Genomic DNA, 19,446 nt, shown 5'->3' on the forward strand with positions numbered 1-19,446 from the left:
AGAAAAGAGCGGACGACGGCGGGACTCCCCGCCGTCGTCCGCTCACGTTTCGCGCCGTGCGTGCAGGGCAGTCAGCCTGGCGGGCCCCGCAGATCAGACGTGCTGGTCGACGAGCACCGGGTTGCCGTCCGGGTCCAGGACGACAAAGCTCGACGGCCCCGTTGACCCCTCGTCTGCCTCGGAAACGAACTCCATGCCCTTGGCCTTCAGTTCCCGCTGGAGTTCGCGGACATCGGTGAACGGGTCCACCGCCTCCGCGTTCTGGTTCCAGCCCGGGTTGAAGGTGAGCATGTTCTTCTCAAACATGCCCTGGAAGAGGCCGATGACCGTCTCGCCGTTCTTCAGGATGAGCCAGTTCTGGGTGATGTCGCCCCCGAATCTGCTGAAACCGAGTTTTTCGTAGAACGCGGCCGACGCCGCGATGTCCTTGACGGCGAGGCTGACGGAAAAGGCGCCGAGCTGCATGTGGTGCTCCACTCTCCAGGGGGACGGGTCTTTCCGATGATACGCGCGGCCATCCCGGGCGAAGGCCCGGACCGGCCCGGCCCGCGGGTGGCGTTGGGTGGACGACGGCGGGAGGTTGCGCCGTCGTCCCACCTCAATACCACCCGGGGTATACATGAATACCCATGGGGGTATACAGTGATTATCACCACAGTGGTTAAACGAAGACATCGGGGTCCGGCTGCAGGCAACGAGGCCGCAACTGCCGGCTCCGAAGATCTTCCCGGCCCGATCTATCCCCACATGTCAGGCGTCCGCGCTGAGGCGACGCCGGACTTCCAGAGAGGCGTCTTATCCATGACTATGCACCACGAGATCCTGATCATCGGCGGCGGCAACGCGGGGCTGAGTGTTGCCGCCCGGCTCCGCAATGCAGGGCGCACTGATGTCGGCGTGATCGAGCCGAGCGAGCAGCACTATTACCAGCCGCTGTGGACCCTGGTCGGGGCAGGCGTCGCCAGCCAAAAGGAAACGATCCGTCCCCAGGCGTCCGTGATGCCCCAGGGGGTTGCCTGGATCAAGGACGCCGCGGCGGACATTGACCCTGACCGCCGCACTGTCGCCCTCACCTCCGGAGGTTCTGTCACGTACGAACATCTGGTGGTCTGTCCGGGCATCCAGCTGGACTGGGACAAGACCCCGGGCATGGCCCAAGCCATGGAATCCCCGGCCGCATCCAGCAACTACCGCTACGACCTGGCACCCAAGACCTGGGACATGATCCAGAACCTGAAGTCCGGGACGGCCGTTTTCACCCAGCCCGCAGGCCCGATCAAGTGTGCCGGCGCCCCGCAGAAAATCGCCTACCTGGCAGCCGACTACTGGCGCAAGCAGGGGGTGCTGGACGACATCCGGGTCGTTATGGTTCTGCCGACGCCGGGTATGTTCGGAATCAAGGTGTTCGCCGATGAGCTTGAGCGGGTAGTGGAAAAGTACGGCATCGAAGTCCGCTTCAACAGCGAGATGACCGCGGTGGACCCGGCGGCCGGTGTGGCGGTGATCAGGGACAACGCGGCGGGCTCCGAGGAGTCACTGCACTACGACCTGCTCCATGCTGTGCCGCCGCAGTCGGCCCCGGACTGGCTCAAGCGCACACCGCTAGCGGATCCGGCCAACCCCGCCGGCTACGTGGACGTCGACAAGCACACCATGCGGCACAAGCGCTACCCGGAAATTTTTGCCCTGGGCGACGCCGGGTCCACGCCGAACTCGAAGACCGGAGCGGCGATCCGCAAGCAGGCCCCGGTGCTGGTGGAGAACCTGCTGGCCGCCCTTGAAGGCGGAACCCCGTCGGCCCAGTACGGCGGGTACGCCTCCTGCCCGCTGACCACGGCGCGGGGGAAGATGCTGCTGGCGGAGTTCGATTACACCCTCCAGCCCGCTCCCAGCATCCCCTTCATCGACACCACCAAGGAACGCAGCGACATGTGGCTGCTCAAGCGCTACGGGCTGCCGTTTATGTACTGGAACCTGATCCTCAAGGGCCGCGTCTAAGGCCGCCTCGCAACGCCGGCGCCGCGATTCAGGGGAGAATGGAACGCATGACCCTTACGACGTTCGCCCTTGTCCGCCACGGCCAGACGGACTGGAACGCCCAGCGCCGGCTGCAGGGGTCCACCGACATTCCCCTGAACGACGTCGGCCGCGGCCAGGCGCGCGGCGCCGTCGCCGTCCTGTCCGGCTACGAGTGGGACACGATCGTGTCGTCGCCGCTGAGCCGTGCCGCGGAAACCGCAGACCTCATTGCGGCTGGGCTGGGACTGGGCCCAGCCCGCCGCGTACCGGAGCTCACCGAACGTAGCTTCGGACCCGCCGAGGGCCTGCAGGACGGCCCCGAACTGGACGCGCTGCGCATCCCCGACGGATTCCGCGGCGCGGAAAGCCAGGACGGGGCAGCCCGCCGCGGGCTGGCCGCGCTGGAAACCCTCGCGGAGGAGTTCCGCGGCCGCCGCGTCCTCGTGGTCGCCCACGGCTCCCTGATCCGTGTGAGCCTCAGCCGTGCGATCGGGCGCACCCTGCACAGCATCGAAAACGCCGCGCTCAACCTGGCCCACCACCATCCCGTTGACGGCTGGCAGCTCGAGTACTACAACGGCGAGCGGGTTGTCGCCGGCGTTCCGGCCTGACGCAGCGCCGGAACAGCGCCGGCCGGAATCCGGCTGCCGCGTCGCATCACGCGACGTCGTCGACCGTGACGACAATCTTGCCGCGGGTGTGCCCTTCCATATTGAGCCGGAAGGCGTCGGCGGCCTCCGGCAAGGGAAATGCGCGGGCCACCTCGACGCGCATGTTGTGCCGGTCCACCAGGTCGGCGAGCGCCTGCAGCTCGGCGCCGACGGGGTTGACCCACATCCAGGTGCCGCCGTGCTGCTCGACGTCGCTGTCCGCGATGGAGGCGTGGCGGCCTCCGTCGGCCAGGACAGCCAGGGTGGACTCAAGGTTCCCGCCCACGAAGTCCGCGACGACGTCAACGCCGTCGGGCCGCAGGGCGCGCACCCGGTCCGCGAGTCCTTCGCCGTAGCTGACGGGCTCCGCCCCGAGCGAGCGCAGGAAGTCGTAATTCCTTTCCGAGGCGGTCGCGATGACGCTGGCGCCCAGCGCCGCGGCGATCTGGATACCCAGGGACCCGACACCGCCGGCGCCGCCGTGGATCAGCACGGTCTCGCCCGCCTTGAGGCCCAGACGGGTAAGGACCTGATATGCCGTCAAACCCGCCAGAGGAAGACCGGCGGACTCGTTCCACCCCAGCGATGCCGGCTTGCGGGCGAGGAGCCGTTCCGGCAGGGCTATGTATTCGGCGAAGCTGCCGCCGTGGACGTAGTCCTTGCGGCCGTAGGAAATCACTTCATCGCCGGGCCGGAACTGCGGCGCGTCGATGCCCACTGACTCGACGACGCCAGCCATATCCCACCCGGGAATGGCCGGGAACTGCAGGTCCATGACTGCGTCCAGGTAGCCGGCCATAATCTTCCAGTCGACCGGGTTCACAGCTGCCGCCTTGACTTTGACCAGGACCATCCCGGGCCCGACCTTCGGCATCGGCTGCTCGGTCAGTTCAAGGACGCCGGGGTTTCCGTATTCGCTGTAAGTAATTGCCTTCATGCAAGGCTGAACAGCCGCTCCCGAGGCACTATTCCGCACCCGTGCGGTGAGTGCGGCATCCCTGGTTGATCGATCAATCCAGATTGATATAATTTAAGGGTGAGCTACACCCCATCCGCCACGCTTCACGCGGATCCACCGGGAATCCTACGCCTGGCCGGGCACCCAGTGCGGTGGCAGCTGCTGGCCGAGCTGGCACGCAGCGACCGGCAGGTGCGCGAGCTGACGGCGCTGGTGGGCCAGCGGCAGAGCCTGACGTCCTACCACCTCGCTCAACTGCGCACGGGCGGGCTGGTGACCATGCGGCGCAGCTCGGCTGACGGGCGTGACATCTACTGCAGCCTCAACATGTCGGCGTTTCGCGAACAGCTCACCGAAGCCGGCGGGGCCCTTCACCCGGGCCTGCGGCTCGTCCGAGCCGAGCAATCACCGTCGGCGGGCGGTTCTGGCGAAGCAACCAGTCAGTCGCCCGCGCAGCCACCCGTTCGGGTGCTGTTCCTGTGCACGGGCAACAGCGCCCGGTCCCAGATGGCTGAGGCGATGCTCGCGCACCTGGGTGGCTCCCGGATCGAAACCGCCAGCGCGGGCAGCCACCCCAAGGACCTGCACCCCGACGCCGTGCGCGTGATGCGTGAGCGGGGCATAGACATCAGCGGCGCCCGCCCCAAGCACCTCCGCGAGTTCGCAGAGCAGCGGTTCGACTTTGTGATCAGCCTTTGTGACCGGGTGAGGGAAGTCTGCCCGGAATTCCCGGGCCCACCGGCGATGGTGCACTGGAGCATTCCCGATCCGGCAGCCGAAACAACAGCTAACCAGGACGACCATTCGACGTTCGTCCGCACGGCAGACGACCTGAACACGCGGATCCAGTTCCTGCTGTCCGCCATCGAGTACACCCCAACGAATTAGCAAGGAGCCAGCAATGCCCAGCGACCCAACGGACATGGTCAGCGTCCGGTACATGGTTGACGACGTGGAAGCGGCGACCGACTTCTACACCAAACACCTCGGATTCACCCTCCGCACGAGCGCCGCACCGGCGTTCGCCGACGTCACAAGAGGCCGGCTACGGCTTCTGCTGAGCGGGCCCGGCAGCTCGGCCGGCCGGCCGATGCCGGACGGCACGGTGCCGGCCCCGGGCGGGTGGAACCGCATCCACCTAATAGTGGGCGATATCGCGGCCGAGGTTGAACGGCTGCGTGCCGCGGGTCTCGCCTTCCGCAACGACATTGTCACCGGCCCGGGCGGCCAGCAGATTCTGCTGGAGGACCCGTCCGGCAACGTTGTCGAGTTGTTCCAGCCGGCCGGCGCCTAGCGACATACTGCCCAACCGCCTTGACGGGCTTTGTGACAGGTGTCATAGTCTTTACATGAACCTGTTGGACAGCTGGACAGCTGCACAAGATCGAGTGGTACGCGTTGGCGCGGCTGAGGCGGTGTTCGCATCCCTCCGGGGCGCTATCGAAGGCGGGAAGATCCCTGTCGGCACCCGTCTCGACTCGGAGGCATCGTTGGCCAAGCAGTACGGCGTCAGCCGGACGATGGTCAGGGAGGCGCTGCGTTCATGCACCGCACTGGGACTCACGGCCACCCACACGGGCAAGGGCACCTTCGTCATCGCTGACAAAGTCGCCCAGGACCTCAAACTCGGCAAATATTCGGCCAGCGCCCTCGTCGAAGCCCGGCCCCATGTGGAAGTGCCTGCCGCGGGCCTCGCTGCCCAACGCCGTAGCAGCGAAGACGTGGAGGCCCTCCGGGAAATCCTTCGGGAAATGTCCGAGGAAGACGATATCCAGCAGTGGGTGCTTCTGAACACGGAGTTCCACGTGACGATCGCCCGGTGCAGCGGCAATGGCGTATTCGAATCGTTCCTGTCCGACATCTGCGACGCCATGGCCAACCAATCAAACACGCTTAACCTCGTGGCTGACCGGCGCAAGGAATCCGGTGAAGAGCACGCCCGCATTTTCGCTGCCATCGAGCGCGGGTCGGCCGAGGAAGCATCCCAGGCCATGAGAATGCATCTGCACGGCGTCGAATGCGCCCTCGGCACGATCGTCCCCGGAAGCGGAAATTCCCGGACCACCCATCCCCGCTAGAGCCTAACCCCGAACTTTCACGAACCGCCCTGCCTGCCGCGATTGCCACAAGGCCCTCTCGGTCCCCTTGCTGTGGCATAACCATGTCCGCCCTGCTGGGCTGCACCGTTCAGGCCTGCCCGCTCCCCTTTCCGTCCACGCCCGTCAACGAAGCCCCGTGAGGACCCCTATGACCATCGCCCGCACCACCCAAGACACCCGTTCCGAACACGACCTGCTGGGCGACCGGGAGGTTCCCGCCGACGCCTACTGGGGTGTCCACACCCTCCGGGCCGTGGAGAACTTCCCGATCACGGGCCAGCCGCTCGCCTCCAACATGCACCTGGTCCGCGGGCTGGCCGCCGTCAAACTGGCCGCCGCCCGCACCAACCACGAGCTCGGGCTGCTCGACGCCGGCCGCGCCCGGGCCATCGAGGAAGCCTGCACCGACGTCATGAACGGCAAGCTCAGCGAGCAGTTCGTGGTGGACGTGATCCAGGGCGGCGCCGGGACGTCGTCGAACATGAACGCCAATGAGGTGATCGCCAACCGTGCCCTCGAAATCCTCGGACACCCCAAAGGCGACTACGCGCGGCTGCATCCCAACGACCACGTCAACCTCAGCCAGTCCACCAACGACGTCTACCCCACCGCCGTCAAGCTCGGCACAATCTTCGCCGCCCGGGAGCTGCTCGAAGCCCTCACCGAACTCGAAGAGGCCTTCGCCGCCAAGGCCCGGGAATTCCGCACCGTGGTGAAGATGGGCCGCACGCAGCTGCAGGACGCCGTCCCCATGACGCTCGGCCAGGAGTTTGGCACCTACGCCGTCACCATCGGCGAGGACCGGCTCCGCTTGGCCGAAGCCGATCTGCTGATCCACGAAATCAACCTCGGCGCCACCGCGATCGGCACCGGCCTCAACGCACCGGCCGGGTACGCCGAGGCCGCCTGCCGGCATCTGGCCGACATCACCGGCCTGCCGCTCGTCACGGCGGTGGACCTGATCGAGGCCACCCAGGACGTCGGCGCCTTCGTGCACCTCTCAGGCGTGCTCAAGCGCGTCGCGGTGAAACTGTCCAAAATCTGCAACGACCTGCGGCTGCTTTCCTCCGGCCCGCGCGCCGGCTTCGGCGAAATCAACCTCCCCGCCGTGCAGTCCGGCTCCTCGATCATGCCCGGCAAGATCAACCCCGTCATCCCGGAAGTGGTCAGTCAGGTGGCCTACGAGGTCATCGGCAACGACGTCACCATCACCATGGCCGCGGAGGCCGGCCAGCTCCAGCTCAACGCCTTCGAACCGATCATCGTCCACAGCCTCCACAAGAGCATCTCCCACCTCGAAGCCGCCTGCCGCACCCTCACGGCACGCTGCGTCCGGGGTATCACCGCCAACACCGAACACCTCCGCCTCACGGTGGAACAGTCAATCGGACTGGTCACCGCACTCAACCCGCACCTGGGCTACGCCACGGCCACGGCCATCGCGCAGGAAGCCCTCGCCACCGGTAAGGGCGTCGCGGAACTCGTCCTCGAACACGGGCTACTCACCGCCGAGCAGCTCACCGACCTCCTCAGCCCGCAGCGCCTCGCCAACCTGAGCAGATAGTCAGCAACCGCTCCCTAACCTCGCAAGCCCGGCACGGTGACCCTGCGGTTGTGGGCCCACGCGCACACTTTTGACCCCGCCCCACCAAAGGAGCTGGGGCAAGCCGTCGTGCCCAAATATCCGCCCGGTTTCAGCGAGCCTACCCTCACACCCAATGAAAGGCCTTGGACAATGACCGCCGATTTTGAAGTCGAACGCCCGATGGACATGCACCGCGTTGAGCGGACTGAACGGGCGAGAAGCGCACCGATCAGATCACAAATCATCAACTACCTGGCCAGCCATGGTGCTAGCAAGGTGGCCGACATCAGTAACGGCATCGCATCCTCGCGGGGCTCGGTCAGATACCACCTGGCAGCCCTCGAGAGCGCTGCGATCGTTCGCTCCAACATTTCCCCGGGGGCCCGAGGCCGGTTCACGCCCTTCTACGGTCTCGCCCCGGGAGAATTGGAGTAGAGCGATACCGCACGCAGTCCCGTCAGCTCCAACTCCCCGGAGCAACCGGCGCCGGCTAGGGCTGCGTCCGTTCGGGGAGGAACATTGCCTTCTCCAGCGGGGTGACAGTGAGTGATTTGAGCTGGGCGGTCCCGCCTTCCGCGAAGAGGGCCATCTTGTCGGCCCCGGCATTGGGGAATACCTGGTCGGTGATGGTCCGGAGACCGTCCTGAGCGAATACCTCTACCGATGAGCGGTCGAGGTAGATCCTCATCGTGATGTTCCCCTCCGCGTCGAGGGTGATGGGGGCGTCCTCGATTGAAGCGAAGGCCGGGTGGAAGCCGGTGTTGCCGGAGTTGGTGCGGTCAACGAACATCGTCCCGGCCGTGGCGTCGTAGCCGACGACGGTGGATGAAGTTCCCTCGCCGAGCACGGTGATGCCGGATTTCTTGGCCGTGCCCGGAGCGAAAGTGATGTCGACGCGTTGAACCTGACCGGAGGCGGCCGGTAGCGGCGTAGTTCCCTCCGCTATCGCGGTGCCTTTTTTGGTTGAGTAGCTTGGCTTTATGGCCAGCTTGTCGACCTGCTTTACGGCGCTTTGGGCGAGCCGGGGACCTTCAGGTGTCTGCGTCAGTTTCACTTCACGCGGCAGGGACATGGCGCTGCGCCACGGGTTCGTGGGGATGTCGTTGGCGTAGTCCCAGTTGTTCATCCAGCCCAGCATGACCCTATTGTCTGAGGCCATGTTGGCGAAGGACACGGCAGCGTAGTAGTCACGGCCGTAGTCCAGCCAGTCATAGGACTGCAGTCGGGTTGTCGCTGGTGCGGAGCTTGCCATGAACTCGTCAGCGAGGATGTGTCCCCAGCCGAACCGGTTGTTGTCGACGACTTTGATGTGCGCCTCCTGACCAACGAATTCCTTGACATCCCATGATGCCCAGTCGAGCGTTTCACTTTCGTTTCCCGTGGCCGTGCGCACCACCTCTCCATTGATGACCAGGTTCACGGTTTCTTCATCGGACCTGGGAACAGCGGCGGTGTCGGTGAGCATGACGTGGTCGAGGGTCAGGTGTCCCCACCCGCCGGTGGCTTGGTCAACGACCCGCAACTGTGCGTTCTGTCCCGCGAATTCGGAGACGTCCCAGCCTTTCCAGTTCAGGATTCCGGCATTGTCTCCCGCCAGCGAGCGGACCACGCTGCCGTTGATGAGCAATTGGACGGCAAGGATCTGGCCGGAGTCCGCGGAGCGGTTGCCGCTGCCGACCAGCATGCTCATGAAATTCTTGGTGATGGGGAATGCCGGGGATGTCAGGGTGCCCTGCCGGTCATCGCCCGGTGCCGTCCCGGTGTCGAAGGTGTTGACCCGCTTGGCCCCGATGTAGAAGTCCCCGCCACTGGCGGAGGGCTGGAAATTGGGGGTGAGGTCGCCGGTTCCGGTCCAGTCGGCGTCGGCCAGTGTGGTCCCTGGGGGAACCTCGAAGCCGTTGAACTTGAGCTCGCCCTCGGGTGGGGTGTTGTCCAGCTTGTCCGAGACCCGCGGGTGCTTGCCGCCGCCCACGAGGAAGTTCAAATAGTCATCGGACACCGTAAAGGTTGGTGACTGCATGGACCCCAGCGGCCAGTCGCCGTCGTTGAAGGAATTGATCAGGCCGGTGGCGCCGAATCCGGTCACCGGGCTCTGGCCGGGAAGAGCACCGGCAGCGGGGGCGTCACCGAAAGGGCCGTTCTTCCAGTTGCCCGGCTCATTGTTCACAGTCCAGCCGTTGTAGGTTCCGTCGTTGAACCCGGCCAGGACCGTACCGGGAGGAAGCGCTGCGGCCGGCTTGGTGGTCTCGGAGGTAAAGGTTGTGCCATCGAAGTCTCCGACAAAGTACTGTCCGGCGGATCCGCCGGCGACGCCGCCGGGATTGATGTTGACGACCATGACCCATTTGATGTTGTCCATGTCGCCGTCCACGGCGAGCGGGAACAGGTCCGGGCATTCCCACAGTCCCCCGGTGGCGTTGGCCGGCCCGAATTCGCTCAGCGCCGTCCAGTCCTTGAGGTTGGTCGACTTGTACAGGACAACCTTGTGTTCGGTTGCCTCCACCGCCGTCATCACCCAGTAACCGCCGCCGCCGCCGGGTTGGTCGTACCAGAAGACCTTGGGGTCGCGGAAGTTCGCCGAGTTGCGGTCCAGAACCGGGTTCTGATCGTGCTGCGTCCAGGTCTGCCCGTCGTCCAGGCTGTAGGCCAGCGACTGCGCCTGCAGGCCCCGATGCGGAGAAGCGTCCTTGTACGCGCTGGTAAAGACAGCGATCAGGGGCGGGTTCTCCGTTGTTCCGAAACCGGAGGTGTTGTCTTTGTCCACCACAACGCTTCCCGAGAAGATGTCCTGCTGGGCGTCGGTGGAGATCGCCAGGGGCTGCTCCTCCCAGTGGACCAGGTCCTTGGACGTGGCATGACCCCAGGACATGTTCCCCCACGTGTTTCCGGAAGGATTGTGCTGGTAGTACAGGTGGTAGACGCCCTTGTGGAAGACCATCCCGTTCGGATCGTTCATCCAGTTTTTTTCGGGCGTGAAGTGGAAGGCCGGCCGGTAGGGTTCGTCCCCGAGGGTTGTGGCAGCCGACGCCGGCAGGGAACCTGCCAGTGCCGCGGCCAGTGTCAGTCCCGCGAGCGTCAGTGCAGAGACGGCATGCGTCCTGCGGGTGGTGATTCTCTTCATCTGCTTTTGTCGCCCTTCGTCGCGCGCGTTGCCGGTAGACAACGTTGTCAGTGGGAAGGACGCTAAGTGATGTCCGTCAGACATGTCAACGGCTTTGGCGACTCGAGTCAACGGCTTTGGCGACTCAAGTCAACGGTTTGGCGACTCGGGTCAATGGTTTGGCGAATCGGTCAACGCTGGATGGCGGAGACTCGGCTGAAGACTATTCCAGGGGCAGGAGCCAGGTCAGCGCCGACCCCTCGCCCTCGATGTGGCGAGCCAGTTCCGCATTGAATCGGGCGCCGTAGTCGGCCCCGATGTGTTCCTGAAACGCGGCCTCATCGCGATAGACCTCGAAGACAAAGTAGTCCCTGGGGTTCTGCTGCCCGGTGTGCGGAAGGAAGAGAACGTTGCCCGGTTCCTGGCGGACCTTCTGGGTCAGTTCAAGCATCATTTCGGCCACGCGGACCTCACTGCCGGGCTTGACGGTGAATTCGGCATAGAGGGTCTTGGTCATGGGTATCCCTTTCAAATCGATCGGCTGTTCAGCCAGAGTCGGCCTCATGATGGAGGACGGATTTCGCCGGAGCCTCGTTGAATCAGCTCCGAGGGAACAACATACGTGCGCGCAGGCTGCTTGTCGCCATCAATTCTGGCCAGCAGCCTCTCCGCTGCCAGCCTGCCGATCCGCTCGGGATGCTGGGCGATGACGGTCACGGCGGGCTCCATCATGTCGGCCAGCGTGAAGTCATCGAACCCTATCAAGGCCACGCGTTTGCTTAATCCGAGCTCTTTCAGGGCACGCATGGCCCCGAAAGTGACGAGGTTCTGGCTGGAGAAGATGGCCGTAGGCGGGTCCTCGGCCGTGAGCAGTTCAAGCGCGGCCAGCCGTGCCGACTCCTCATCGTGGAGTCCGTCGCGGACCGGAACCGTGGAGGTGGCAAGGCCCGCCCGGCCTAGTTCCTCGATGAAGCCGCGGCGCCGCTCCCGGGCGGTCTGGATGTCCGTGCGGTCACCCAGGAAGGCAATCTTGGTATGGCCGTGCGCCAGGAAATGGGCGGCTGCCCTGGCGGCCCCGACGGCGTTGTCCGTCACCACGGCGTCCGCGTCGATGCCCACGGGTTCGCGGTCGATGAACACCATGGGCAGATCGCGGGAGTGTTCCGGAATGACGTAGGACTGGCTCCGCGCAATGGGAGTCAGGACCAGGCCATCAACCCGCCGGCCAAGGAAAGCGGCCACCAAAGTCTTTTCCCTTTCGGGGTCGTCATCGAGGCTGGCGGAAAAGACGGCGATGCCGCGGGCCGCCAGAGCATCTTCCAGGGCCCGGTGGATCTCGCTGCTGAACGGGTTGGCCACGCTGGGCAGCAAAAGTCCGATCGAAAGCGTCTGCCGGCCGGTCCGCCGGAGACTTCCCGCCGCCATGTCCAGCTGGTAGTTGAGCTGCTGGGACGCATCCAGCACGCGCTGGCGGGTGGCTTCGGAGACGCCTGGTTCGTCGTTCATCACGCGGGACACCGTCTTGATGCCTACTCCGGCCAGGGCTGCGACGTGACGCATGGTGGGGCGATTCTTCGCGGGGTCCGCTTGGTAACGATTAGACATCGTTGTCACAACATCGTCCTTCATCTTCGAATTTTCATTGACTCTACCTTGTGACGCTGATTACATGAGGCCTGACATCGTTGTCAGGCATCGGAAGTGCCCCGAAAACAGGAGATTCAATGTTGAGTTCCAAAGCCCCGCGCACCATGACCCACCGCCTGCTCGCCATGGGCGCCGTACTGACCCTCGGCACCCTCAGTCTCACCGCCTGCGGCGGAACCTCCACCGCCACCCCCGGAAGCGCGTCCGCCGAAAAGGTCGGAGTGTCCCTGATCGTCAAGACCACCACCAACCCGTTCTTCGTCTCCATGCAGGACGGCGCGAAGAAGGCAGCCGCTGCCGAGGGCGTGGACCTGAAGCTCGCAGCCGGCAAGGCCGACGGGGACGAGGACACCCAGATCCAGGCCATCGAGAACGCCATCTCCAAGGGCGACAAGGGCATCCTGATCACGCCCAACGGCCCCTCCGTTGTGGACGCCCTGAAGAAGGCGAGGGACGCGGGACTGTTCGTCATCGCCCTGGACACGCCGCCCGACCCGGCAGACGCAGCAGACATCACGTTCGCCACCGACAACTTCGCCGCCGGCGAGCTGATCGGAAAGTGGACCGCAGCCCAGCTGGGTGGGGAAAAGGCAACCATTGCCCTCGTCGATCTCTTTGACGACAAGGTCGTCTCGGTTGACTACAACCGGGACCAGGGCTTCCTCACGGGCCTCGGAATCGACACCGTCGACGCCAAGAAGAACGGCGACGAAGCCAAGACCGGCACGTACACCGGCGGCAAAGGAGGCGACTACGAGATCGTCGGCAGCCAGGCCTCGCAGGGCGCCGAGGACGGCGGCCGCACCGCCATGGAAACCCTGCTCGCCAAGAACCCGGACATCAACGTCGTCTACACCATCAACGAACCTGCGGCAGCGGGTGCTTTCGAGGCACTGAAGGCGGCCGGCAAAGAGAAGGACGTCCTCGTGGTCTCGGTGGACGGCGGATGCACCGGCGTCAACAACATCAAGTCCGGCGTCATCGGTGCCACAGCCCAGCAGTACCCGGTCAAGATGGCCGAACTGGGCGTCAAGGCAATCGTTGAACTCGCCAAGACAGGCAAGAAGCCAGCCAACTCCGCAGGATTGGACTTCTACAACACTGGCGTCGAGCTCGTCACGGACAAGCCGGCTGACGGCATCAAGAGCATCACCACCACGGAAGCCTCCGACATCTGCTGGGGAAAGTAGCCCACCCAGTTCATTGCTGGGGAGGCCGGCGCCCGCTGCCGGCCTCCCCGCACTGCACCCATCAAGCTAGGCCCGCCCCAGCAAACCCCACCGAAGATCAGGATCAACCGTGACCCAGCAACAGACCGCCGGCCCGGCTAGCACAGGGCCCGCCGACCTGGCGGAGGAATTCCTTGACCGACAGACGCCGCTCAGCCGGATACGCAATGTCCTCCACCGCTACCCCGCCGTCAGCCCCGCCCTTGTGCTTCTCATCGCAGTGGTCGTGTTCGGCCTCCTCAACGACAGGTTCCTGCGGGTTGAAAACCTCTCCCTGATTACCCAGCAGGTCTCCGTCGTCGGCACCTTGGCCATCGCCCAGACCCTCATCATCCTCACCGCAGGCATCGACCTTTCCGTCGGAGCCGTCATGATCCTTTCATCGATGGTCACGGCCCAGCTCGCCGTCAACAATGGACTGCCCGCACCCGTCGCGCTCCTCGCCGGCCTGATCGTCGGACTCGCAGCCGGAGCCCTCAACGGATTCCTGGTCACCCGGTTCCGGCTCCCGCCGTTCATCGTCACCCTCGGCACGCTGAATATCTTCATCGCCCTGACACTGCTCTACTCGAACGGCGCGACAGTACGCGGCTCGGCCATGCCTGACCTGCTCACCTGGACCGGAACCACATTCCCGGTCGGCCCGGTCAGGATCTCCACCGGAGTCGTCGTCATGCTCCTGCTCTACATCGCCATCGCGTTCATCCTCGGCAAGACCGCGTGGGGCAGGCACGTCTACGCCGTGGGCGATGACAAGGAAGCCGCCCGCCTGGCCGGCATCGCCGTCAACAAAGTCCTCATGAGCGTCTACCTCGCCGCCGGCGCTGTCCTGGCTGTCGGCGCCTGGATACAGATCGGCCGCACCAACGCAGCCAGCCCCAACGCCGGCGTCGACCTGAATCTGGACTCCATCACCGCCGTGGTCATTGGCGGAACCAGCCTCTTCGGCGGACGCGGGTCCGTCTGGGGCACCCTCCTGGGCGCCCTGATCGTGGGCGTCTTCCGCAACGGGCTCTCCCTCGCAGGCCTTGACGTGCTCTACCAGACCCTCGCCGTGGGCGTCCTCATCATCCTCGCTGTGTCCATCGACCAGTGGATCCGAAAGGTGAAATCATGACCGCCACCCACATGGAGCCGGCCGGAACCCAAGTACGCCAGCCCATCCTGCAGGCCCGGAACCTCGTCAAGACCTTCGGCCGCGTCGTCGGCCTGGACGGCGTCAGCCTGGACCTGTACCCGGGTGAAGTCCTGGCCATCATCGGCGACAACGGCGCAGGAAAGTCCACGCTGATCAAGTGCCTCACCGGTGCCGAGATTCCGGATACCGGCGAGCTGATGGTGTCCGGGCAACCGGTCCACTTCAAACGCCCCCAGGACGCGCGCGCCCACGGCATCGAAACGGTGTACCAGAACCTTGCCGTCTCGCCGGCCCTGGACGTCGCCTCCAACCTGTTCCTTGGCCGGGAAGAACGGCGTGCAGGAATCCTCGGCAGCGTGTTCCGGATGCTTGACACCAAAGGCATGCGCACGAAGGCCAAACAGGAGTTGACCCGGCTGGGCATCTCCACCCTCCAGGACGTCACAGTGCCGGTGGAGAACCTCTCCGGCGGCCAGCGCCAGGCTGTCGCCGTGGCCCGCGCCGCGGCGTTCGGGTCAAAGGTGGTCGTGCTGGACGAGCCGACGGCGGCACTCGGCGTCCGGGAATCGAACCAGGTCCTGCAGTTGGTCCGGGACCTCCGGGACCGCGGCCTGCCAGTCATCCTGATCAGTCACAACATGCCCCACGTGTTTGACGTAGCGGACCGGATCCACGTCCAGCGCCTGGGCAAATGCGCTGCCACCATCACTCCGCAATCACACACCATGACCGATGCAGTTGCGATCATGACCGGTGCGGCCAGCGCCTGAACAACGGCTCCCGCCATTTTCAGTCCGCGGACCGGGCCGCTTCAGTCCGCGGACTGAAGCGGCCCGGACGCGCCCCGCCATCAGCTTCCAACGAGAGACAGACCATGGATTACTTCAAGACAGCCCGGCACGACCCTCGCCAGACGCTCGACGTCATGGTGGTAGGCGAAGCGCTGATCGACGTGGTCACAACGTCACAGGATCAGGTGGAACACCCGGGCGGCTCGCCGGCCAATGTCGCCTACGGACTTGGCCGCCTCGGCGTAACGACCGGTCTGCTCACGGCCATCGCCCCCGACGCGCGGGGAAACTCCATCGAAAGCCATCTCCGCAGCGCAGGAGTCATGCTTCTGCCCGGGTCACGGTCCCTGGCCCGGACCGCATCGGCAACGGCCACCCTTGAACCGGACGGCTCCGCCACGTACGACTTCGACATCTCCTGGGACCTTTCCCCGTCAGCCCCTGCCTGTTTCCCAAGAATCCTGCACACCGGATCAATCGCCACGTTCCTTAGTCCCGGTGCCGGCGCCGTGAAATTGCTGCTCGAACAAGCCCACAGACACTGCATGATCACTTACGACCCGAATATCCGGCCAGCCCTGCTCGGCAGCCACTGGGAGGCGAAAGCCATCTTCGAAGAGCTCGTGCCCCTAACCGACGTCGTCAAACTCAGCGACGAGGACGCCCAGTGGCTGTACCCCCAGAAAAGCCTGGACGAAGCCGCAGCCCACATTCTCGGTTTGGGCGCGGAACTCACCGTCGTCACCAGGGGTGCGCAAGGCTCACAATTCACGACCGCCGGCGCTAACGTCAGCATTCCCGCCGTGAAATCCAAGGTTTCCGACACCATAGGCGCCGGGGACTCCTTCATGTCCGCCCTCATCCTGGGCTTTCTCACCCGGGGAACCGAAGGCTTCGCACCAGCCGTCCTGGAACAGCTCGGACACACCGCAGCCGCGGCCGCGGCCATCACCGTACAGCGCCCGGGAGCGAACCCCCCGACCCTGGAAGAACTCAACCTGGCCCTCGGCGCCCGGTCCGCCGCCCAATACGCGGGCTCCTGAAGCACAATCCCCGCCGGGATAACTCCCGTCAGGGCTGGCCGGACAGCCTGGCCACGGCGGCAATATCCTGCGGGGTGGTTCGGCAGCACCCGCCCACGAGCCGGGCACCAAGTTCACGCCAGATGGGCGTTCCCTCCGCAAGGCTTAGGGGCGTTTTTCCGTTTGGGCCCGCAGGGCTGTCCCCGGCAGCCGCGGGCCCCCACCTTTTGGTGACTGCGTCATATGTTTCTCCCGAATTGGGGTAGGCGATCAGTGGCGTTTCGGTGGCGTCGCCCAAGGCCTCCAGGGCCGGGGAGACCAGCTCCACCGGCACGCAGTTGACGCCGATTGCCACCGCGAGCGGCTGCTTCCTGCAGAGCTCTGCCACCTGGGCCAGCGGCGTGCCGTCACTGATGTGGCCGCCATCCCTCAGTGTGAAGGATAGCCAGGCTTCGACGTCGAACTCCTCAAGGAGCGCCAGCAGGGCCTGGGCCTCCGGCAATGACGGCAGCGTCTCACACGCCAGAAAGTCCGCTCCGGCATCCACCAGCGCCGAGATGCGAGGCCGATGGAATTCCCGGAAATCGTCTGGGCTGAGCCGGTAGTCGCCCCTGTATTCCGATCCGTCCGCGAGGTACGCGCCGTAGGGTCCGACCGATCCTGCAACGAGCAGGGGGCCCGCACCCGGGTTCTCGACCAAATACTCGCGGCGCGCCTCGTCGGCCAGGCGCACACTCAGTGCCACCCGGTCCAGGGCCTCTTCCTTGCTGAGGCCGCGCCGGGCAAATCCCAGGGTCGTGGCCTGATAGCTCGCCGTGATGGCCACCGCGGCTCCGGCGCGGAAGTAATCGCGGTGCACGCGCTTGACGAGGTGCGGCTGTTCCAGAAGGACTTTGGCCGACCACAGCGGGTCTTCCAGATCGCAGCCGTGCGCTTCGAGCTCGGTGGCAAGTGCGCCGTCAACGGTCAGGTTCGCTCCGTCGGCGAGCATGCGGGAGAGCTTAGTGTTACTGGGCATCGTTATTGGACTCCAAGCGGTTCGGTCCCTGCCTTCTAGGGAACGTGCGGTGTGGCGTGCCTGGCTGACCCGCTTGATTCGCGCGGTATGAGCGTGGGCATGGATTTCCGGATTCTGGGTTCCTTGCCGGGGTTCACAATGAGGTCGATGGCGTTGCCGGCGATCTGGTCCAGGGGCACCCGCACGGACGAGAGCGGGGTGGACAGGCGAGATGAGAGGGGTATGTCGTTGTAGCCAACCAGGGCCAGGTCTTCTCCGACGGTGACATGGAAACGGTGGGCGGCCGCGATGATCCCCATGGCCAGGTTGTCGTTGGCCGCGAACACGGCACTGGGGCGTTTTCCGCCATTGCCGACCAGCAGGGACTCCCCGGCGGAGAACCCGTTTTCAATGCCGTAGCCGGCGGCCATCAGCCATTCTTCCGGCGTCTCGATGCCCGCTTCGTCCAGGGCCCTGCGGGCGCCGGCAAGCCGGGCTACCCCGGTGGAGGTGAAGGACGGCCCGGTCACAACGGCAATGTCACGGTGCCCGAGATCAACAAGGTGCCGGACCGCCAGGTATCCGCCCACCTCATCGTCGCCGAGTGCTGAGGGACTGACCCCGTCGGTACGCAGCACCAGCGCGTGCGCCACACCCCGTTCGCGCAGGTGCCGGGGCAGTTCGTCGTCGAGCCGGGCAGTGGCGAGGATCAGCCCGTCGACATTGCGGTCGAGCAGGGTTTCCGCGGCGCGGCGTTCATCGTCGGGATCATCGCCGCTGGTGGCCACCATCGCGAAGTAGCCGCGGTCCGACGCCGCCCGCTCGAGTTCTTCGAACATGAGGGCCATCACGGTGTCACTGAGCCGCGGCACGAGCACCCCGAGCGTCCGGGTCTCGCCCCTGCGGAGGTTGGATGCGAAGGAGTTCCGGCGGTAGCCCAGTTCCTCGGCCACCTTCCGGACGTGCGCTGCCGCAGCCGACTTCGACGCGGTCCCCCGCTCATCCAGGGCACGGCTGGCCGTGGAGAGACTGACGCCGCTGGCCGCGGCAACGTCCCTGAGCGTAACGGTCGTCCCTGGGCTGGCCGGTTCCATGTACGTTCTCCTCTTCACTGTGGTCTTGGTAGACACTCTATTTTCCCCCAATTGAAATCCACCCCTTGACAGTGAGGTGCAACACACGTCATGATGAAAACGTTCCCGCAAACGTTCTCACAGCATAGCGGGACTTCGACCAACAAGACAGAGGAAGCTCTCATGACCATCGATCTCCGGGGACTTGTTCCCGCACCTGTAACCCCGTTCAACCGCGACGGCAGCGCCGACGTTGACGCGATCCACCGCCTGGGCGGCTGGCTGGCCAGCGTCGAAGGCGTCAAGGGCCTCGTCGTTCTCGGCCACGCCGGGGAAGGCACGTTCCTGACCCAGGACGAGCAGGCGCTGGTCATCCGCGAATTCAAGAACGCCGTCAAGGGCCAGATCCCGATCATCGCCGGCATCACCGGCGAGGGCAACATGGTCGCTGCCCTGGAGGCCAAGCGCGCGGTCGAGGCCGGCGCCGCTGCCGGCCTCGTCTACCCGTCCCACGGCTGGCTTCGCTTCGGCTACCAGAAGGGCGCACCGCAGACCCGATACAAGGAAATCTACGAAACCTCCGGCCTGCCCCTGATCCTCTTCCAGTACCCGGACGCCACCAAGGCCACCTACGACCTGGAAACCCAGCTCGAGATCGCCGGCATGGAAGGCGTGTTCGCGACCAAGAACGGGGTACGGAACATGAAGCGCTGGGACACCGAGATCCCGGTCCTGCGGGCCACTTACCCGGACCTGCAGATCCTGACCTGCCACGACGAGTACCTGCTGCACACCATGTTCGACGTCGACGGCGCCCTCGTCGGCTACGGCGGACTCGCCCCCGAGCCGCTGGTGGAGCTCATCGCCGCCGGCAAGGCCCAGGACTACGCCGCGGCGCGCGCCATCCACGACCGTCTCCTGCCCGTGACGAAGAACGTCTACCACCGCGGATCGCACATGGAAGGCACCGTCGCCCTCAAGGAAGGCCTCGTCGCCCGCGGCATTCTCGAGCACGCCACGGTCCGCCCGCCGCTGCTCCCCCTGGCCGAAGGCGCCGGCGAGGAAATCGCTCAGGCACTGAAGTCCGCCAACCTGGGCAGCGTCACCGTTCCCGTCTGATCTCCGGATCCCGGCAGGT

At 65.3% G+C, this 19,446-nt stretch carries 19 protein-coding genes; 12 read left to right on the plus strand and 7 right to left on the minus strand.

Annotated elements, in window-relative coordinates:
- Positions 1-93: 93 nt before the first annotated feature.
- The gene (locus AC06G6_RS17615) at positions 94-465 is read right to left on the minus strand and encodes a VOC family protein (RefSeq protein ID WP_479824238.1); all 372 of its coding nucleotides are present in this window, start codon (positions 463-465) and stop codon (positions 94-96) included.
- Between the two features lie 336 nt (positions 466-801).
- On the opposite strand from AC06G6_RS17615, the gene AC06G6_RS17620 reads away from it, so the two are divergent.
- Together AC06G6_RS17620 and AC06G6_RS17625 are read left to right on the plus strand one after the other, a co-directional pair.
- Positions 802-1,998 (plus strand): NAD(P)/FAD-dependent oxidoreductase, encoded by a 1,197-nt coding sequence (locus AC06G6_RS17620; RefSeq protein WP_479824240.1) that lies wholly within the window; start codon positions 802-804, stop codon positions 1,996-1,998.
- Positions 1,999-2,036: 38 nt separating this feature from the next.
- A complete protein-coding gene (locus AC06G6_RS17625; protein ID WP_479824242.1) occupies positions 2,037-2,630 on the plus strand; it encodes a histidine phosphatase family protein in 594 nt (197 codons plus the stop codon).
- 46 nt (positions 2,631-2,676) lie between these two features.
- Here AC06G6_RS17625 and AC06G6_RS17630 read toward each other — a convergent pair whose 3' ends face one another.
- The gene (locus tag AC06G6_RS17630) at positions 2,677-3,606 is read right to left on the minus strand and encodes an NADP-dependent oxidoreductase (protein WP_479824244.1); all 930 of its coding nucleotides are present in this window, start codon (positions 3,604-3,606) and stop codon (positions 2,677-2,679) included.
- Between the two features lie 99 nt (positions 3,607-3,705).
- On the opposite strand from AC06G6_RS17630, the gene AC06G6_RS17635 reads away from it, so the two are divergent.
- From AC06G6_RS17635 to AC06G6_RS17655, 5 genes are all read left to right on the plus strand, one after another.
- Positions 3,706-4,515, plus strand: a complete 810-nt coding sequence (locus tag AC06G6_RS17635; protein WP_479824247.1) for an arsenate reductase/protein-tyrosine-phosphatase family protein — start codon at positions 3,706-3,708, stop codon at positions 4,513-4,515.
- Positions 4,516-4,528: 13 nt separating this feature from the next.
- Positions 4,529-4,921, plus strand: coding sequence for a VOC family protein (locus AC06G6_RS17640; RefSeq protein ID WP_479824249.1), 393 nt, complete (start codon positions 4,529-4,531; stop codon positions 4,919-4,921).
- Between the two features lie 55 nt (positions 4,922-4,976).
- Complete coding sequence (locus AC06G6_RS17645) at positions 4,977-5,705, plus strand: FadR/GntR family transcriptional regulator (RefSeq protein ID WP_479824251.1); 729 nt, start codon at positions 4,977-4,979, stop codon at positions 5,703-5,705.
- A 169-nt stretch (positions 5,706-5,874) separates the two neighbouring features.
- Positions 5,875-7,290 carry an aspartate ammonia-lyase gene (locus tag AC06G6_RS17650; protein WP_479824253.1) on the plus strand — a complete coding sequence of 472 codons (1,416 nt, stop codon included), beginning with the start codon at positions 5,875-5,877 and terminating at the stop codon, positions 7,288-7,290.
- A gap of 171 nt (positions 7,291-7,461) precedes the next feature.
- Complete coding sequence (locus AC06G6_RS17655; RefSeq protein WP_479824255.1) at positions 7,462-7,746, plus strand: ArsR family transcriptional regulator; 285 nt, start codon at positions 7,462-7,464, stop codon at positions 7,744-7,746.
- Positions 7,747-7,801: 55 nt separating this feature from the next.
- Here the strand turns inward: AC06G6_RS17655 and AC06G6_RS17660 are convergent, their stop codons facing one another.
- The 3 genes from AC06G6_RS17660 to AC06G6_RS17670 form a co-directional block, all read right to left on the minus strand.
- Positions 7,802-10,432 (minus strand): GH32 C-terminal domain-containing protein, encoded by a 2,631-nt coding sequence (locus tag AC06G6_RS17660; RefSeq protein ID WP_479824257.1) that lies wholly within the window; start codon positions 10,430-10,432, stop codon positions 7,802-7,804.
- A 202-nt stretch (positions 10,433-10,634) separates the two neighbouring features.
- The gene (locus tag AC06G6_RS17665; RefSeq protein WP_479824259.1) at positions 10,635-10,928 is read right to left on the minus strand and encodes a putative quinol monooxygenase; all 294 of its coding nucleotides are present in this window, start codon (positions 10,926-10,928) and stop codon (positions 10,635-10,637) included.
- A 44-nt stretch (positions 10,929-10,972) separates the two neighbouring features.
- Positions 10,973-11,971, minus strand: coding sequence for a LacI family DNA-binding transcriptional regulator (locus tag AC06G6_RS17670; RefSeq protein ID WP_479824261.1), 999 nt, complete (start codon positions 11,969-11,971; stop codon positions 10,973-10,975).
- Between the two features lie 164 nt (positions 11,972-12,135).
- On the opposite strand from AC06G6_RS17670, the gene AC06G6_RS17675 reads away from it, so the two are divergent.
- From AC06G6_RS17675 to AC06G6_RS17690, 4 genes are all read left to right on the plus strand, one after another.
- The gene (locus AC06G6_RS17675; RefSeq protein ID WP_479824263.1) at positions 12,136-13,248 is read left to right on the plus strand and encodes a substrate-binding domain-containing protein; all 1,113 of its coding nucleotides are present in this window, start codon (positions 12,136-12,138) and stop codon (positions 13,246-13,248) included.
- 109 nt (positions 13,249-13,357) lie between these two features.
- Positions 13,358-14,404, plus strand: a complete 1,047-nt coding sequence (locus AC06G6_RS17680; RefSeq protein ID WP_479824265.1) for an ABC transporter permease — start codon at positions 13,358-13,360, stop codon at positions 14,402-14,404.
- Positions 14,401-15,195 carry an ATP-binding cassette domain-containing protein gene (locus tag AC06G6_RS17685; protein WP_479824267.1) on the plus strand — a complete coding sequence of 265 codons (795 nt, stop codon included), beginning with the start codon at positions 14,401-14,403 and terminating at the stop codon, positions 15,193-15,195. The genes AC06G6_RS17680 and AC06G6_RS17685 overlap by 4 nt, the downstream gene beginning before the upstream one ends.
- A 104-nt stretch (positions 15,196-15,299) precedes the next feature.
- Entirely contained in the window at positions 15,300-16,259 is a 960-nt protein-coding gene (locus AC06G6_RS17690) for a carbohydrate kinase family protein (RefSeq protein ID WP_479824269.1), read from the plus strand.
- Positions 16,260-16,287: 28 nt separating this feature from the next.
- Here AC06G6_RS17690 and mmuM read toward each other — a convergent pair whose 3' ends face one another.
- Positions 16,288-17,256 carry a homocysteine S-methyltransferase gene (gene mmuM / locus AC06G6_RS17695; RefSeq protein ID WP_479824271.1) on the minus strand — a complete coding sequence of 323 codons (969 nt, stop codon included), beginning with the start codon at positions 17,254-17,256 and terminating at the stop codon, positions 16,288-16,290.
- A 35-nt stretch (positions 17,257-17,291) separates the two neighbouring features.
- On the minus strand, positions 17,292-18,329 hold the full coding sequence (locus AC06G6_RS17700; RefSeq protein WP_479824273.1) for a LacI family DNA-binding transcriptional regulator: 1,038 nt from the start codon (positions 18,327-18,329) through the stop codon (positions 17,292-17,294).
- A gap of 162 nt (positions 18,330-18,491) precedes the next feature.
- On the opposite strand from AC06G6_RS17700, the gene AC06G6_RS17705 reads away from it, so the two are divergent.
- A complete protein-coding gene (locus AC06G6_RS17705) occupies positions 18,492-19,427 on the plus strand; it encodes a dihydrodipicolinate synthase family protein (protein ID WP_479824275.1) in 936 nt (311 codons plus the stop codon).
- Positions 19,428-19,446 lie beyond the last annotated feature (19 nt).

The organism is Arthrobacter sp. CJL-S3 (genome assembly GCF_056711635.1).

What these genes read in the sequence shown, in the direction of transcription:
- AC06G6_RS17665 (WP_479824259.1), bottom strand. Translation starts at nt 10,928, where the DNA reads ATGACCAAGACCCTCTATGCCGAATTCACCGTCAAGCCCGGCAGTGAG.
- AC06G6_RS17625 (WP_479824242.1), top strand. Translation starts at nt 2,037, where the DNA reads ATGGAACGCATGACCCTTACGACGTTCGCCCTTGTCCGCCACGGCCAG.
- AC06G6_RS17645 (WP_479824251.1), top strand. Translation starts at nt 4,977, where the DNA reads ATGAACCTGTTGGACAGCTGGACAGCTGCACAAGATCGAGTGGTACGC.
- AC06G6_RS17660 (WP_479824257.1), bottom strand. Translation starts at nt 10,432, where the DNA reads ATGAAGAGAATCACCACCCGCAGGACGCATGCCGTCTCTGCACTGACG.
- AC06G6_RS17700 (WP_479824273.1), bottom strand. Translation starts at nt 18,329, where the DNA reads ATGGAACCGGCCAGCCCAGGGACGACCGTTACGCTCAGGGACGTTGCC.
- AC06G6_RS17690 (WP_479824269.1), top strand. Translation starts at nt 15,300, where the DNA reads ATGGATTACTTCAAGACAGCCCGGCACGACCCTCGCCAGACGCTCGAC.
- AC06G6_RS17620 (WP_479824240.1), top strand. Translation starts at nt 802, where the DNA reads ATGACTATGCACCACGAGATCCTGATCATCGGCGGCGGCAACGCGGGG.
- AC06G6_RS17655 (WP_479824255.1), top strand. Translation starts at nt 7,462, where the DNA reads ATGACCGCCGATTTTGAAGTCGAACGCCCGATGGACATGCACCGCGTT.
- AC06G6_RS17705 (WP_479824275.1), top strand. Translation starts at nt 18,492, where the DNA reads ATGACCATCGATCTCCGGGGACTTGTTCCCGCACCTGTAACCCCGTTC.
- AC06G6_RS17640 (WP_479824249.1), top strand. Translation starts at nt 4,529, where the DNA reads ATGCCCAGCGACCCAACGGACATGGTCAGCGTCCGGTACATGGTTGAC.
- AC06G6_RS17650 (WP_479824253.1), top strand. Translation starts at nt 5,875, where the DNA reads ATGACCATCGCCCGCACCACCCAAGACACCCGTTCCGAACACGACCTG.
- AC06G6_RS17630 (WP_479824244.1), bottom strand. Translation starts at nt 3,606, where the DNA reads ATGAAGGCAATTACTTACAGCGAATACGGAAACCCCGGCGTCCTTGAA.
- AC06G6_RS17615 (WP_479824238.1), bottom strand. Translation starts at nt 465, where the DNA reads ATGCAGCTCGGCGCCTTTTCCGTCAGCCTCGCCGTCAAGGACATCGCG.
- AC06G6_RS17670 (WP_479824261.1), bottom strand. Translation starts at nt 11,971, where the DNA reads ATGCGTCACGTCGCAGCCCTGGCCGGAGTAGGCATCAAGACGGTGTCC.
- mmuM (WP_479824271.1), bottom strand. Translation starts at nt 17,256, where the DNA reads ATGCCCAGTAACACTAAGCTCTCCCGCATGCTCGCCGACGGAGCGAAC.
- AC06G6_RS17675 (WP_479824263.1), top strand. Translation starts at nt 12,136, where the DNA reads ATGTTGAGTTCCAAAGCCCCGCGCACCATGACCCACCGCCTGCTCGCC.
- AC06G6_RS17685 (WP_479824267.1), top strand. Translation starts at nt 14,401, where the DNA reads ATGACCGCCACCCACATGGAGCCGGCCGGAACCCAAGTACGCCAGCCC.